This is a genomic window from Microbulbifer sp. VAAF005 (genome assembly GCF_030012985.1).
Taxonomy (GTDB): domain Bacteria; phylum Pseudomonadota; class Gammaproteobacteria; order Pseudomonadales; family Cellvibrionaceae; genus Microbulbifer.
The window spans coordinates 129291-144608 of record NZ_CP120233.1 but is presented as its reverse complement, the minus strand read 5'-3'; the positions used below and the strand labels follow the sequence as shown (position 1 = coordinate 144608).

General features: G+C 41.1%; 12 protein-coding genes. 5 read left to right on the top strand and 7 right to left on the bottom strand.

Annotated features, from left to right (window positions below):
* Window positions 1–1693 precede the first annotated feature (1693 nt).
* Window positions 1694–1966, bottom strand: a complete 273-nt coding sequence (locus tag P0078_RS00645; protein ID WP_282932552.1) for a hypothetical protein — start codon at window positions 1964–1966, stop codon at window positions 1694–1696.
* A 1156-nt stretch (window positions 1967–3122) separates the two neighbouring features.
* Between P0078_RS00645 and P0078_RS00640 the strand changes: the two genes are divergently transcribed.
* Window positions 3123–3617: a DoxX family protein gene (locus P0078_RS00640; RefSeq protein WP_282932551.1), complete on the top strand. Its 495-nt coding sequence runs from the start codon at window positions 3123–3125 to the stop codon at window positions 3615–3617.
* Between the two features lie 857 nt (window positions 3618–4474).
* A complete protein-coding gene (locus P0078_RS00635; RefSeq protein WP_282932550.1) occupies window positions 4475–5527 on the top strand; it encodes a DMT family transporter in 1053 nt (350 codons plus the stop codon).
* A gap of 1116 nt (window positions 5528–6643) precedes the next feature.
* On the opposite strand, the gene P0078_RS00630 is transcribed toward P0078_RS00635, so the two are convergent.
* The 3 genes from P0078_RS00630 to P0078_RS00620 form a co-directional block, all read right to left on the bottom strand.
* Entirely contained in the window at window positions 6644–7336 is a 693-nt protein-coding gene (locus P0078_RS00630; RefSeq protein WP_282932549.1) for a GlcG/HbpS family heme-binding protein, read from the bottom strand.
* A 335-nt stretch (window positions 7337–7671) separates the two neighbouring features.
* The gene (locus tag P0078_RS00625; protein ID WP_282932548.1) at window positions 7672–8226 is read right to left on the bottom strand and encodes a hypothetical protein; all 555 of its coding nucleotides are present in this window, start codon (window positions 8224–8226) and stop codon (window positions 7672–7674) included.
* A 218-nt stretch (window positions 8227–8444) separates the two neighbouring features.
* Window positions 8445–8801, bottom strand: a complete 357-nt coding sequence (locus tag P0078_RS00620) for a VOC family protein (RefSeq protein ID WP_282932547.1) — start codon at window positions 8799–8801, stop codon at window positions 8445–8447.
* A gap of 866 nt (window positions 8802–9667) precedes the next feature.
* On the opposite strand from P0078_RS00620, the gene P0078_RS00615 reads away from it, so the two are divergent.
* On the top strand, window positions 9668–10492 hold the full coding sequence (locus tag P0078_RS00615) for a hypothetical protein (protein ID WP_282932546.1): 825 nt from the start codon (window positions 9668–9670) through the stop codon (window positions 10490–10492).
* Between the two features lie 20 nt (window positions 10493–10512).
* Window positions 10513–11409, top strand: coding sequence for a fatty acid desaturase family protein (locus P0078_RS00610; protein WP_282932545.1), 897 nt, complete (start codon window positions 10513–10515; stop codon window positions 11407–11409).
* Between the two features lie 725 nt (window positions 11410–12134).
* Here P0078_RS00610 and P0078_RS00605 read toward each other — a convergent pair.
* From P0078_RS00605 to P0078_RS00595, 3 genes are all read right to left on the bottom strand, one after another.
* Complete coding sequence (locus P0078_RS00605) at window positions 12135–12485, bottom strand: DUF6559 family protein (protein ID WP_282932544.1); 351 nt, start codon at window positions 12483–12485, stop codon at window positions 12135–12137.
* Window positions 12486–12772: 287 nt separating this feature from the next.
* Entirely contained in the window at window positions 12773–13120 is a 348-nt protein-coding gene (locus P0078_RS00600; RefSeq protein WP_282932543.1) for a TM2 domain-containing protein, read from the bottom strand.
* 460 nt (window positions 13121–13580) lie between these two features.
* Window positions 13581–13874, bottom strand: coding sequence for a hypothetical protein (locus P0078_RS00595; RefSeq protein WP_282932542.1), 294 nt, complete (start codon window positions 13872–13874; stop codon window positions 13581–13583).
* Between the two features lie 121 nt (window positions 13875–13995).
* On the opposite strand from P0078_RS00595, the gene P0078_RS00590 reads away from it, so the two are divergent.
* Window positions 13996–15231 (top strand): MFS transporter, encoded by a 1236-nt coding sequence (locus P0078_RS00590; RefSeq protein WP_282932541.1) that lies wholly within the window; start codon window positions 13996–13998, stop codon window positions 15229–15231.
* Window positions 15232–15318: the final 87 nt, after the last annotated feature.

The following is a 15318-nucleotide window of genomic DNA, read 5'->3' as shown; positions in this document are numbered from 1 at the left end:
TGTATTCTTTCCTTCTCCCTTTTTAGTAATATGGACTAAAAGTAATTTATAGAGGACGTTGATAGCAGGCAATTCCAGAAAGGGAATCCAACAGAGCACCAAATCCTATAGAAGTTTCCCACTATCAGCGAACGATTCATTACTGGTAGCAACGCAAACCGTTTGGCATAGTTCCATGGAGATGACCAACCTGGCCTGCTTGATTATCGCCGCCTCACTCGATACCCACTACTAGCTATATCCGGCGATGCACCCCGTTACGTAAGCGTGAATATTGCCTCCCCTATACCTGTTGTTGGTAAAACCACTGTGAAAATAACTTGTGTGACCAAACATATCGGAATCGCCCTCTTTAGAACTGGATGTACGACTTCAAACTTCAGCCGATCAATAATGACTGGTATAAGTAGCGGTCCATATGTGCATAGAAGAGTAAATGCACTCCCATCAATGGGAGTTATGGGGCAAAAGGGAATTCTAATTGCAGAAGCAGGAATCATTCTTAAAGAAGCAAAAAACATAAAGTACTTATGCGAGTACAAGCTACACCTATAAATCACTCCCAAGATATAGAATACAGCAAAGAAAATAATTTTGTGTAAAATTTCTCAAAATAGACTTTGCTTCAGCGGATTTGGAAAATCCATAATTCCAGGCATCATCTCAATACCACTAACCATCTAAAACAAAGAGCAAAACACTCACGTACCCAGGCTTCCTATGGATGGCGAATTTTCTCGAGAAAACCAAAAGGGGTTGGATACAAAATAAAATATACCAACCTAAATACAATATTTCATGAGCAACAGGATCGAAGGGTTCACTCTTTGTGAGTAGCGAGGAATCAGTGAAGTGAGAATCACACAAAGTAGAACGATAGAAAACTTGCGGTAAAGGAGGCTACGCTTAAAACCGGAAACTTTTTTTGATACTGCGAGTCACTTACCTCCTCCAAATTAGTATCCTTTTATTGTTACTAGCGACTCACAGTTAACCCAAGGAGCTCCTTACAAAGCCTTCTCAATAATTAGTGCTTACGTACCACTTAGAACCAGAAGACTGTAAACTAGCTGCCCCCCCCCCGCATACCAGATTAGCGAAACCGGATCAAATTCGGTGAAAGACTAAAAGTAAAGATAAGCACTCATCCCTCAAGCCTATCCCCACCCACGGTGAAGAGGCCTAAAAGGAATGAGAAGCAGGAAGTGGCAAGAAATGTTAGGCCATGATTATCGTGCTGACTTCAGCATAACCAGCCACAGGTAAAAAATATCGTAGGCTCAGTAAAAGCGATGTAGATAGCTAGAATAAGATCTATATCCTAGCAGGCCGGCCAGCTGGTACCGCCGTACTTTATGGTTCGATTGTCGGCTACCCCGGGTAATCATTTGGTTAAAATACGATATTAAAGTCTCTCTTTGTATGGCTCTCGCCCCATACGCAAGTAGTATTGCCCTTCCATGAAGAGACTCAGGCTCAAAATTTATTACTTCTGCCCAATTAGCAGGGGCAAGCTCAACAGGAACTCACCAAGCGCCACCCAATTCCCCTAAAGCTACTGCCACTGCAAATCGCTACCAGTCCAACGTGTAGCCTGTCTTGTGGAGCCCAGTTTTTTGTGGCCGAAATGACTTCAATGGTCTTGTACCGGAATTACAGGAGGCCCCACACTTTGAGTGTTACTGGAATTAAGCTAAAAATTGATCTTCCCATCTTCACCCAAAATTAAATGATTAAGGACTTGATCTTTTGACAATTTACTCTTTCCCTGTAAATCAGTCTCTCGTTGCTCCAGCATTTTAGCTCGAGGCGTTTTTCCTAAATCCTGGGTAGCTCCACCGCTACTAGGAATATTTACATATGGATCACCGGACCAAAGCTCGGCATTAAGCAGATCCTCTTGGCTAGCACACCCTACCCCGCATACAGCCATGAATATGGCCATTACAATCAATTTACTACTCATAATCCTCTGAACTCTACACAATACATTATCGCCGATCTCACTAGACCGATCCGTTGCATGGCCTGGTTATCTATTGTATTTGGTGAGATACAAATAGGAACAAAACCAGCCTCCATGTGCCAACTACCTTTAGAACGCCACATTGTAGCTTGATTAGGCCATGATTAAGAGAAATTTTGTGTTCAAGACTTCATAATTCTGCCACCAAAGAAGACTTTCATCGCTTATTTAGCTCCTACCTTCTTGCCATATCGCCCACCGACCTGCCCCACTACAAAGAGCTAGTTACCGCCATGACATCTTCATCCACTACTTGGCGATCACTAGCAAGCATGTGCCCTTAAAACAGTAACTCAGAAGGGGCCTGTACATTGGTACGAATGCTCCAGCGCTACAACCAACTCGAATGGAAGTCAAGCAAAATTGACGCCTCTATCACCAAACCCCTTAGTGTTGCTGTGCAGGGCCCATGTGCGCATCAGTAGTTATCAATGAAAGTCATTAATGACACGACAAGGGCAAGCGAGCTCTTTAATTCAGAGCCGCTTGAGTTTCTTTGAATTGGCGAACCTACATCAAAGGTATCGGCGTATGTTTTCATTGTATGTTCCTCATCACTAACATGTCTTTTTTATTACAACTTCCCCCAGATTTTCCGACGCCATTATCATCCTCATTTTCAGGCGAAACCTAACCGTAAGAAGGAAGAAACAGCACGCAAGGTACTCTTGCGTGGAGACTTAAAGGAGAGCTATCAAACTGTTCGCCGCCTATCATATGGCGCAATTTCAAAGGTCAGTATTCAATTTGACTTGCCCCGACATCTAGCTGGACTAAGATGTTTGAGGGTTAATGAGTCATTACGTGTCTACCCTGCTTTTAGGTGGTTCTATCTCAGCCTGGTTCAAATATGGGTATCTAGCTGGACTGGCCATTAGAAGTTATCAGTACATATTCCACCTTTGGCCGATGAATCACCCGTAACACTCATTACACATACATCTGAAATGTTAACTTCCTGATAATTATTTTAGGCACAATTACGAGGCTCACGAATTTTATATCGACACAATATTACCCACAGAATGTAAAACAGATATTCAAGTGCAGAAGCTTCTTAACTGAGCACTCACAATTAGGATGTAAGAGGACATATATGTTTACACAACTCTCTCCTTTAATTAAAAAACTACTAATTGGTGATCGCAGCTGGGAATGGATACCCATTTTAGTTGCACGCCTATCTCTGGGGCTATTTTTTTCAGTGTCTGGATATAACAAACTATTCGATCCCAAAAAACATGAAGATCTTATAAATTTGATGAATGAAATAGGAATGCCTTTCCATGAATTTATGGCGATAGTTTTAGCTAGTATAGAATTTTTTGGTGGACTGTTATTGTTTGTTGGACTCTTGTCAACACCTGTCGCAATTGTATTGACGATTACAATGATTGTTGCTATCGCTACGGTCGAAATTGAACATGTTATTCCTAAAGGTATTGGGCCACTGGATTGGATGAGCTGGTTTCTTTATCTACCTCAAGTCTTATATATTATTTTATTTATTTGGTTAATGGCTACTGGCCCAGGTCGATTTAGCTTAGATTATCTAATCGCCAATAAGTTAGGACTTACCAAGAGCAGTTAAATAAAATATATAGATACGCAGGCATAACAGATGCACACTGAATTGCTATCAGCATTAGCGTAATCCTTGCTTTGCAATAATCAGAATTTGCAACTTCTCAGAAACATACAACCCTGAACACTCGAGAACATACTTCAAATACTAACAACCAAAGTGGAAAACCAGAAAAATTGGCGAACAGCCAACCCACCTTATATCGCCAATATTAATTTTTATATATTAGAAGAATATCCTTGTGCTATATATTGAGAATCTCGATCTTAATATACAGTTAGCTTTGGCTTTATTCTTCTCTACCTTATAGCCGCTCATAGAGCCCATTACATTATACGTGTTGAGAAGGTGTAAGTTCATAGCCATGAACATTTAATTTAAAATATAGTGGACTGTCATAGGGAGTTCCACTTATAGAAACACAAGTTACTAAAAAGGGAGAAGGGAAGAATACACCGCGCTTGGGACCCTATGAGGCATGGATACCGATGAGGAGCTTACAGGGATGTATTCACAGCGTGTCTCGAGTGCGGTGTATTCTTTCCTTCCACCCCAGTAGTAAGAGACTATTCCACCCTCCTCCAGTACTACAAATCTCATAATCACATATTTCTCACAAAATTCCGGAATAATCTTTCCACCTCATAAACATAAGTAAGAATGGCTTTAACACACTGAGAAGCATTCGATGCAGTATTTTCACATGGATAGACATTCTTCTTTTGAGCACTATCAGTTATTAGAATTGGTCTACACTAGTCCACATCAGACAAAGCCACTCACCGTTACCAAATAGTAGGGCATGCTTAACCCGGGAAGAATTTAATTTACTGGAACATGCCGCAGCGACCAAGGGATATCAAATGGAAAAACAACCCGCCGTAAAAAGTACTCGATTTTGGTTGTGGATTTCTATTCTTATTTTTGCCGCATCCAACTCTGTCGTTGCTAAAATAGGCGAGCTTGGAGCCCACTATCCCATTCATGGGCACAATCCAATTTCCTTCTGTAACCTCTTATTCGCTGGAAATCTTCTGGCGGGTATAACTCTTCTTATCATTTATAGAAAAGATTGGCGTCTCGACCTTCTAAAGCAGTACCCCTTTAAAGACTGGTTTTACATGTTTGTACTCATTTTAATGTCTGGAGTTCTTGCTCCCGCATTCTTCTTTATTGCCCTAATGATTACAGAGGTAACCAATGTAGTTTTAATCTCAACCCTAGATGCACCCTTAGGACTACTACTAGCTTATGTAATGTTCCGGGAGAGGCCTACAGGGTTCTCGATAGTCGGTGCACTTATTGTAACCGTAGGTGTTATTGCTATTTTCGCTCTGAATCAACCCCCAATGGAAAATCAGATGACAATGAAAATGCTGGATGTTGGAAATCCAGCTGTGAACCAATTTCTACAAACCCTCCCCAAAGCTGGAGAGATTTTAACGGCGGTAGCAACACTTTTAGGGGTGATTGCCGTTCAAGTGAGCCGGAAACTACTTGATCGTGTTCCTATTGGTGTATTTTCAGTTTTCCGTATGCTTGCAGGAGTGATCCTCTTTTCGATTATTGTTCTCTCTGTATTTGGCCCTAACCACTTTGACGACCTTTTTTCCCCTTTCCTCTGGGTATGGATGCTTGTATACGGAGCAATCATTATCGTTTTTGGGCAGATCACATGGTTTAAAGGTCTTCAAGGAGGTGCAAGCTCTGCTGATATCTCCATCGCGACAGCCATCACTCCGGTTGCTGGTACCTTCTTCGCCTTTCTTATCTTGCAAGAGGTCCCCAACTTTGCTCAAATCATTGGGGGAGTCATCATTATGGCAGGAATAGCCACCTCTTTGCTCGGGCAATATCGTGAACAGAAAGCTGTCGAAATGAAGTATAAGAAGCCATGCTCATTTAAGGGGGTGTAGCCCTTTAAAGCTTCATTATCAGCAAAGAGCTACAGGCTTAGGGCACCCAATTAGACGAAGAGATATTGATCTACTGAGATAGATAAAGTAATAGAAGAAGAGTTTTACAGAATATAAACCCAAAATCACCACTCCGTATGGCGGAAGCGTTTCACTTACATTAATCGATTTATGTACGATACATCCGCTAGTTCATACCAAGTAGATGTTCGCCTCTAGCCAATATAAAGCTAGCAGGTTGATCGATGTACATATTATCCAATTCTCTTTGCTATCTTCGACATAATAAAGATAGCAATCCAGGAAAGCTACCCCGATAAATATATAAGCTTACTAGACAATTGATTGAAGAGAGAATTTGTGTAAAGCTAAAATTCTAGTACTTGGAGGAATATCTCAACCATATAACTTGAGATCAAAAGTGTGAAGTTAAAGTTAGTATCACCACGGAGGACTTTAAACAACTTCACCAGTATTAATTTATTAGATATCGCAACAAAGCCACTAATAAGCCAATACATATCTTCTGCCATTTTATTCAAATGTAACAATTAACTACCTCAGAGCGAAAAGTTAGCCCCCCTTTTGTAGGCAGTACTCCGTCTCCATTATTGCGTTACCAAAATATAAGTCTGTCCAGGCCAGGCTATAAAACAAGTTATAGTTGATTCAGCCCTTTTTATAATAATATTCAAGAACAAGCTTATCTTTATGTAACAAAAGAACACATTCATAATCACCATACCTCCCCTCTCGCAGCTCCTGAGTAAGTATAAAGATAGAACTTTCACTATTATCATCGGTTACCAGCTTTCCAATATGATTCCATCCTTCTTATTAGCGGAACTTGAGTCAATATAAGCTTCTGTAAGATCTGGTGTATTTATCGAAGGAATATCTCAAATTATTGACATCAAACTCCGGCAATTCTGGACACCCTTACTAACTACTTCAGAAACACATTGGTGCCAAGCGCTGCCGCACTCACCACTAATGTAGTTATACTGTCTAAATGTTTTACCTGAAAAAACTATTTTCAAAAGAATCGTAAATAAATAGGTTAACTTGAAAAATTTCACCAGAAATATAAGTTTACAGCATCGTGTTTGGTCATTTTCATCTAGATCTAACCGGATGAGTTTTAGAAAAACCTGCAGCTATATCAGCAGCCTCAGTCGAGCATATGGGATGCCCCCAGCCACTTGAACTGACATCATCGACAATATCGTTGACAATGTTGTCATCGTTGCTTGGACTGACGCCAGCAGGAACATAGTCCAAATTGAGCTTATGCCGAAGTTTCCATGCGATATTATGGTCTGCACAAGAACTGTCACCACTTAGCCCAACAGCACCAAGAAGCTCTCCAGCTTCACTGTACAATGCTAAACCGCCACCAAATACGTTAACCCCACCAATCTTCTTACCAATCATAGGGTCGCTCTCTGTGCCAAATTCACTTGATGAGCCACCATAAGCTACGCTAGTATCAACTGGATTGCTATGCTGCAAACCGTACAAACTACCGCCTGGTTGAACCGCTGAAAACAGATTGGCTGTAGAAAGTGATAAACCTGGAAGGCTGAATGAATTTGCTGTATTTGCTTTTTGTGCAGAAATGACTCGGCTCCCAGGCCATTGATCTCCTCTATCTTTACCCGAGAATACAACCGCTTTTACGACTCCATCTCTATCAACTACGGTAGCCCACATATTGAGATTAAATCCACCGTTTCCTTGACTGATAACTTCTCTGAGAGCCCTCTTAAGTTCAGAATGTACGGGTAACTTATCTGAATTGACCTCCACTTTAACTTCCCCTTTTATTGTTTAAGTGGTTGATGACTATCCATACTAGTGCATTTTCTCAAATACTCCAGAGGCCTCGAATACTGAGGACTATCCCTTACACCTGAAATTTTTAATTTTGCAATTGATTTAGATGCGTCTTTTGGATAGCTGATAGTTTATATACCTACAGTTTCACTTATTTCTACTACTGCATACATCATCACTGCAGGATAGGCTATATCCTCACTGCCGAAACGATTGGGGGGGGGGGGCTAGAGTGGCTTATTATTTACTTTTACAAGAGTCTAGATTTATAGGTGATATGATACGTAATGATCTTATCCTACTACCGATCATTTTGAGTGACTGAAAGGATCATAACCTGCCACCCAAAATACATTTTCTGCACCATTCCCACCTACTGTATCAAATGATTCATACACCCATAGATCAGGATCTAAATCTCTATCTATTTTATTTGAGAGATACTGAATATTACCTTTGATTGATACATTCTTAGGATTTGAGGAAAATATTAAAACCAATGTCTTTAATGAGTCGCATTTTCTTAATTTATCAAAGTCACTTCTGATTCCTGGTATTTCTGGACTGCCTGTTGAACTCATCCAACGCTTCATTTCCACGGCAACCTCTACTTTCGAGGGGAGATCTTCCCTAAATACAACAAGATCAATGAGGTCATACTCTACCTGAATCCTTCTGGAAAAGTGTCTAAACAGGTACCTTGCAATTATAAACTGATAGTATCGTTCATTGTTTATACTCAGAATCCCAGTCTTATCGCATGAGTAGCATTGATTATTAGAAAGTGACTCACGAAGATAATGATCCTCCTCCTTGAGAGCATCACAAGATAAAAAAACTAATTCCTTTAACAACGATTCCATCTAAACCCCAAAATGATATTGCCCGACGTATTGCTGGGCCGTACATTAAGACTAAGCCTTGAGAGGAAATGGCTATCCTCAATAAACATAAACCCAGTCAAATAATATTCATAATTTTCTAAGGCTCCAGCCTTCAAACAACAATAACATTCTCCTATTAATTTACCAAAAGTTAAAGCTACGCCTTACTTAGATCTCAGGGGAAACCTATCCTATCACTACTGCAGGAATTCTCTAAGCTGAATATGATTGCCTTCAGGATCCGCTATATTACACACTTTAAAAATTGAATTTGACCATTCGCCTTTCAAAGCCTTACCGCCCAACCCCTCCGCTTTACTCTTTGCAGTATTAAGACTTTCAACTGCAATATACAATTTAACAGCATTAAATTTCCGCTCCGGAATTTCCTCAGGCGGGGCATGTACAACAACATTAAACCCTCCCCCACCTATACTAACCAGCTTATCTGTTTTATGCAGCACAGATAGGTCAAACATCTTTAAATAAAATTCGGAGAGAGCCTGTATATCCTTTGCATATATAATAGCTCCAAATTTTACTATTTCACTCATAATTGAGACACCTGCAAAATTATAACCCCTACCGCATTGAGCGATTAGCCAAGGCATAAAAGCTTTCAGTATATTAGATAGTCACTCGGGGCTAAAGCTTTATCTAAAGCCTACAATTGAAGATGGCTTTGCCTTTGAGTGGCCAGGACCAATATTTATTATCTGTTTTATAGATACCCACTTAAGCCTACCAACAATTTAGGGGTACACTCAATAAACAGACAACAATTGAAACGAGTGGCTAATAGAAATTTTTTTCGGACCCATTACGATCTTGACCCGCTCTTCTCAAAGTTTATTTCAGTAAATTCTTACGCTCGACCAGCTATCCGTTTTGATAGGCAACTAGATGCCCCCTCTAAAATTGTCATACAAGCAAGATACATACCTACTAAAGCCTATTATCCCTAGCAGGCCTCCTTCACCTTAGCCGCAAATATTGGAGAAATAATGCTATGAAGATGGCGACTTTTATCAGTCTACCTATTCGCACACAGAGGCGGGGTTGAGATCTAATATTCCGAGGTAGCGTACTTTCCAAGTCATTTCTAACAGCACTCAACCTATACCCAGAAGCCACTCTCGTGGCTCATACAAGCCGAACGAAAAGCATTCTTTGCTTATCTCGTATAAGTTAAAATGCAGCATATATAGCCCTTTTTCTAACCAGCCGACCAGCTCCCCAAGGGAGAGAAAAGCGCCAAATCACCGCTCTATTACAAGAAACTCTCAAATAGGCAACGATACCAGTCAACCGGGGATAGTTATTATCGTTGATCCAGGCGCCTTTTAGAGGTCGCAAAGATTACGATACCTTGCATGTTGTGTTCGAGTCTGTAATATGTAGTTAAACACGCGTCAGGGATTTGATCGTTAAAATCATTATGTATCAGTATACGTATGAGCCTACCCCCAAAAATGTCCTACTGGACTTAATGGGTGTAAATAGGCGCCATGAGCTTTCAACTAGTCAGCTAGGGTTCATATCTGACGCATTTGACATTTCCACCAATAATCTTCGCGTAACGTTAAATAGATTGGTTGGAAGCGATCTGATTACTCATGATGGGCGCGGCATGTACCGCTTAACGGAAAAAGCTTTAGCGAAACGAGCTTTTATTAATCGCTGGCAACAAAATACCTTTCACTACGAAAGTTGGGATCACAGTTGGATCACTTGTCACTTGCCCAAAGGAGTATCACGTACTACTCGAAAGAAGTCATTGATGGTTCTCGAATGGTATGGCTTTGCCGCTGGGCTAGACCAATTGTGGGTACGCCCTAATAATTTGAAGCTAGCTCATTCTGAAATAACTGTAGAACTGGAAACTCTTGGCCTCGAAGAAGGTGCGTATTGCTTTGTACTACAGGAAGTACCAGATTTACTGGCCTCCCATTGGGCTCATCAGTTATGGGATGTTGAGAAGCTCGATAGCGAATATGAAGCTCTTGTACAAACTCTTGAAGATAGCCTAAAAGCTCTTTCAGGGAAACCTGTTTGCGCAACATTGTATGAGACATGTCGCTTAGGTGGTGAGGCTATCCATCGACTAGCGGTTGATCCTCTATTGCCGAGAAATATTAGACCTCAAAATAGGTATCAACAGTTGAGAAATATCGTGCACAAATACGATCGCGTTGGTCGGAAAATTTGGCTAGATCAATTGAAGACGTTAGGTGTTGACGAATAATCACGACAAGGTGCTACACAATGAATGTTCCTATTAGCAAAGAAGAACTCAAGCCTTTTCTCCAGCGTAGTGACACCAAAGCTTTATGGATTGTTTCAAGGACATGGCTTGAAATTTCAGGAATTTTTTTAATTTCGGCATTGCTACCCCACTGGTCTACTTATATCGCAGCTATCTTCTTGCTTGCGGGAAGACAACAGGCGTTGGCAGCGATCATGCACGAAGCCGGTCATAAAACACTTTTTGCAACACGCTCCTACAATAATTTTGTTGCAAAGTGGTTATCTTCTCCTTTTTTGCTAATGGATGGTGAGACCTACATTAAAAGCCATCTAAAACATCACCGAAATGCTGGCACCGATCAAGACCCAGACCTAAAGAACTATAAGGACTACCCGGTAAGTAAGAAAAGTCTGTTCAGAAAATTTACTCGGGATTTTTTGGGAATTACAGGTTTAAAGGCGAATCTATATTTATTTTTGAGCGGACGAGATCTATTAAGTCGAAATAAACGGACAAATTACCAGCTTACACGCGGCCTTTTTGTTAATGGCATCATGTTTGCCATATTGTGGGCCTCCGGATTTCCTCAACTGTATGCTTTGTGGGTAATTGCCTACCTGACTGTGTATATGGCTATTATACGTATGCGTCAAATTGCCGAGCACGCTGGGGTCAAAGACCTATATCACTTGGAACCAAAATATAATACACGATCCATTCCCAGGGGGCTTTTAGGCTTATTATTTGTCAGTCCCACCGATGGACTAAGCTACCACTGTGAACATCATGCATTTATGGCTGTCCCTACCTACAACCTAAAAGCGCTACATAAATTTCTTAAAGTGCGTGGGTATTATAATGATGTGGAGATGGCCGGAAATTACTTTGGCGTACTGAAACAAGTAGTAAAATAATGTTTAATTGCTATTATCTCTCTTAGAGAAAGAACAATTTAGGCCTCGATTCCCGACCGGTGCATACAGCATTGTTTTCCCAGTTCTTAAAATATTGTGATATTGCTGAATATAGTCATAAGCAGCAGCAAAGCTTTTTAGCATGTGAGAAGCTATTTTCTAAAGCTTTGCTGCTTTCTAAACCTCCATTGGTGAGTGTCTCCAGATCCCCAACTCTACATAGAAAAAGACTCAGCTATTACTTTCTACCGCAAGCTAAAAATACCAGGTGTTTTCGGCAGCTTCCCTAATGACGGTCTTAGCCAACAAATAATTTGAATTTAATGTCGGAAGAGCAGAGTTTGAATTATTAATAATTAAAGGAATTTCGGTACACCCAAGTATAACCGTATCACAGTCTGGGCAGGTTAAGAAATCAGCGCCTTGAGCTTTTTAGCAGAGGGCAGCATTAGCTCAGCAATCCCCATTAAATCGTGAGCACTTAGTCTATCCACATAATTCCCTAAGGAATGAGTAAACATAGAAACCTCAGGGTGTCTATAGACCCCTAAAAGTTTTAGGACTCTCAGTACATATCGTTTTGTAACTTAGGGCCGCACCTTCGGCTGAGCATCCAACTATACCTATATATTTCGACAACATGTTTACTATATCGATACCCTCAGCCTCTAATATCTTTTTGATATTCATAGCGTTAACCACGTTCAGGATTACCTGAATTCAATTTAATCTGCGTTACCTGAATCGAAGAAGTTGCTCTCAGAATAATCATCTCTCCCCCAATGAGAATTGCTCATAGAAGCAATGGAAGACTCTATTTCTTTTCTAATATCCATTGAACTTAGGTTCACACCAAGACTCGTGCAATATATATCAAATTGATCTTTGCCGGACCACATATATATTGCATAAGCTTCATGCTTGCAATACTTTGGGAAGTGTTTTTTTACGCTCTTGGATACTTTATCCCCAGGGTATTTCTTCTTGTTTCCCCAGTCATCCGAAAGCTTACGCTTCAAATCCCTTTTGAAAACCTGTATAGCTTTCCGTCGGCCTCCTAAATTAAAAAACCACACACCTAGCGCCCCTTACCATATCCACTACCAATAGACAATTTAATGGTAGCATGCACTGTGAATTGAAGATCGACGAATGTTAATGCACTTTAATCTATAGCGATTTAATTTTTTACCCCAATTGGCATTTTCAAAATAAACCGATCTCATAACTTATGAACACTATCAGTCAGCTCATTAAAAATTTGATTGGGTAGATTTGATGTAGCTAATATTAAGTATTTTCAAAACTGAAAACTTATTTATAGACATGCGCCGCATAGCGGCGCTGCATATATAGAGCAACTCTAAATATTACCAAACTTTTGGTTGAATGCTTCATCACTCATAGTCAATAGAATGATAAATTCAATAAAGGCTACAATTGCGGGGATGAATGTCCAGAAAAACACTAGATATAGAATCCCTAAACCAACCTGCCCAAGATAGAATTTATGAACACCAAACCCACCTAGGAAAAAGGCAAGCAATGCTGCTGCAACTTTACTCTTGCCGTTTGGAGCCAACCCAGATCGCGCTGACTGTCTTACCCCGCATTTAGGACAAATTTCCGCTCTTTCTTTAATGTTTTCCCCACAGTCACTACAGAACTTTTCGTCAGCTCCCTTGACTCTATCCACAACTACGTCATTCATTTTAAATAATCTCCGTTTTGCCACTATGTAGAACTTGGCGCCCGTGCTTTATACACACCTTTTGGGATTATTCAAAGCCTCAACATAACAAAATTGTTTAATAGATCCCCCTAAACCAACACAAACATATACAGTCGTACCACTTAAGGAGCTAGAGCGCCATAAATATCCATACTTATAAATATTACTTCCGGATATAGGGAGCTTATCGGTTAATAAATGCCTATTTATATATCACCTTCGAGGGGGGCTATGAAGATCCAGGGTAGAGGCAACCTCTTTCGTGTCAATGGCTCATCGGTGTCCCGTTTATACTACCGTATACTCCGGGCACTTAAATTTAAGCCGTCGGATTTATTATTGGAAACCTATAACCTTACTTAGAATTTATATCTTAGTAGCTAAACCGCGACTCAAATGATTTACATAGTGTATTGGTCAACTAATGTCGGGCAGTAAGTTAAGTTTTTTCTTCTGTTTTTCCAGTTGGAACTCCGCCATTGTATTGGTAGGGACGCTCGATGTTGTAGCAATTTATCAAATAATGACTGGTATCTTGGCTTGCTCGTGCTAAGGCGCTGTAACCGGGAGAAGGTATCCGTTCACTCTTCAGATTCCAGAACTGGCGACTCATGTATTGACCTCCTTGATCCGGGTAGAACAGAACTCCATCTAGTTTTCCTTGCTGCTCCCAGGCCAGCTCCTGTACTTTTATAGTTAATACTGTATTTGAGCGTCCTGAGAAAGGCGCCAAACAACCTATCCTCTCTATCACTCCCATCTAATTTACGCTGTGCAGTTCTGGCCCTGTAATCTATTCATCAGCTGCTATCTTGCTTTAAGCAGCAAAGCTGAAGCTTGGGGAGGAAGTGCTTATGTCTATCATGTGCCGTTTAGCCCTTCTGGCAGTAGTTTTTGTAGATCTGATGGGCCAGGGATTGCTGTTTCCGATTATCAATGAACTGGTTATGTCGACAAAATTCCAGTTTTTACCTGCTGATACACCACAATCAACTCGGCATTTATACTATGGGGTTGTGATCGGTAGCTTCTTTCTGGCGTGGTTCGTTGGGTCTGTATATATCGCCAAGCTATCTGACAGTATTGGACGCAAGACTGCAATGGTACTGTGTTTGGTGGGAGCTATGGCCGGGTACGCGATCACTGTTCTCTCTTTGATAAGCAATAGCCTTTGGCTTCTTATTCTCGGACGAGTGATCAGCGGCTTTACTGCGGGAAACCAGCCTATCGCTCAAGCAGCAATGATTGATGCCAGCCAAAGTGAGCTGGAGGCTTCCAAGAACCTAGGGTTATTGGTAGCAGGAATGAGTGCTGGGGCTGTAGCTGGACCGATTATGGCAGGAGTCTTGGCAGACAGGGAACTATTGGGGAGCATAGCCAGTATCCAGCTGCCCTTTTACTTTGCTCTGGTACTTGTCGCTATTACTTTGTTTTTGATCCTGACCTTTTATCACGATACTCGCCAAGCCCCGATGCAGCTTAGGCTTCGTTTTCTGGATCTATTTACTCAGTTTATACATCTGAAGGACCGCCCTCGAGTTGTCCGACTTTGTCCTGCCTACCTCTGTTTCATGCTGGTGCATCTCAGTTTTTATATATTTATCACGAATTATTTAAGCAGCAGATTCCAAGCAGGCCTGCTAACAACCAGTATGGCCATGCTGACTATGGGTATTGCGGTGGCAATTTCCAGTCTTTATATGGTCAAGCCTGTTTTGTCCCGCTGGACTAAGTCCCTGGTAGTTATGGTTTCCGCCTTAGCAATGGGAGCGAGCGCACTAGTCTTCGTATTCAGCAGCCACATTTGGCTATGTTATCTCAGTGTGTTCTTCGCGTACCTTTGCTTTGGGATCGCTTACCCCGCTCTCTTGAATATATTTGCCAATAGTGTCGATGAGACGGAACAGGGTTGGGTAATGGGAATAGCTACTGCAGGCTTCACCTTGGTAGCAAGCTTGATTTCACTCGCGGGGGGCATGGCTATGGAAGTTAATATCCGCTTGCCATTTTACATTACAGCAACTGCATCGATATTAGTGTTTGTTTTAATCCGGTGGAGCTGGCGAAAGCTCCCTCGCGTAGCAAAGTGAAATACGGGGTAAATAAGTAACTGACTTGCTCTGCCAGTAATACCAGACATGGGCCCATCAGGGTAAGCTGAAAGGCCCATAACTTTA

What these genes read in the sequence shown, in the direction of transcription:
- P0078_RS00645 (WP_282932552.1), bottom strand. Translation starts at nt 1,966, where the DNA reads ATGAGTAGTAAATTGATTGTAATGGCCATATTCATGGCTGTATGCGGG.
- P0078_RS00640 (WP_282932551.1), top strand. Translation starts at nt 3,123, where the DNA reads ATGTTTACACAACTCTCTCCTTTAATTAAAAAACTACTAATTGGTGAT.
- P0078_RS00635 (WP_282932550.1), top strand. Translation starts at nt 4,475, where the DNA reads ATGGAAAAACAACCCGCCGTAAAAAGTACTCGATTTTGGTTGTGGATT.
- P0078_RS00625 (WP_282932548.1), bottom strand. Translation starts at nt 8,226, where the DNA reads ATGGAATCGTTGTTAAAGGAATTAGTTTTTTTATCTTGTGATGCTCTC.
- P0078_RS00620 (WP_282932547.1), bottom strand. Translation starts at nt 8,801, where the DNA reads ATGAGTGAAATAGTAAAATTTGGAGCTATTATATATGCAAAGGATATA.
- P0078_RS00610 (WP_282932545.1), top strand. Translation starts at nt 10,513, where the DNA reads ATGAATGTTCCTATTAGCAAAGAAGAACTCAAGCCTTTTCTCCAGCGT.
- P0078_RS00600 (WP_282932543.1), bottom strand. Translation starts at nt 13,120, where the DNA reads ATGAATGACGTAGTTGTGGATAGAGTCAAGGGAGCTGACGAAAAGTTC.
- P0078_RS00590 (WP_282932541.1), top strand. Translation starts at nt 13,996, where the DNA reads ATGTCTATCATGTGCCGTTTAGCCCTTCTGGCAGTAGTTTTTGTAGAT.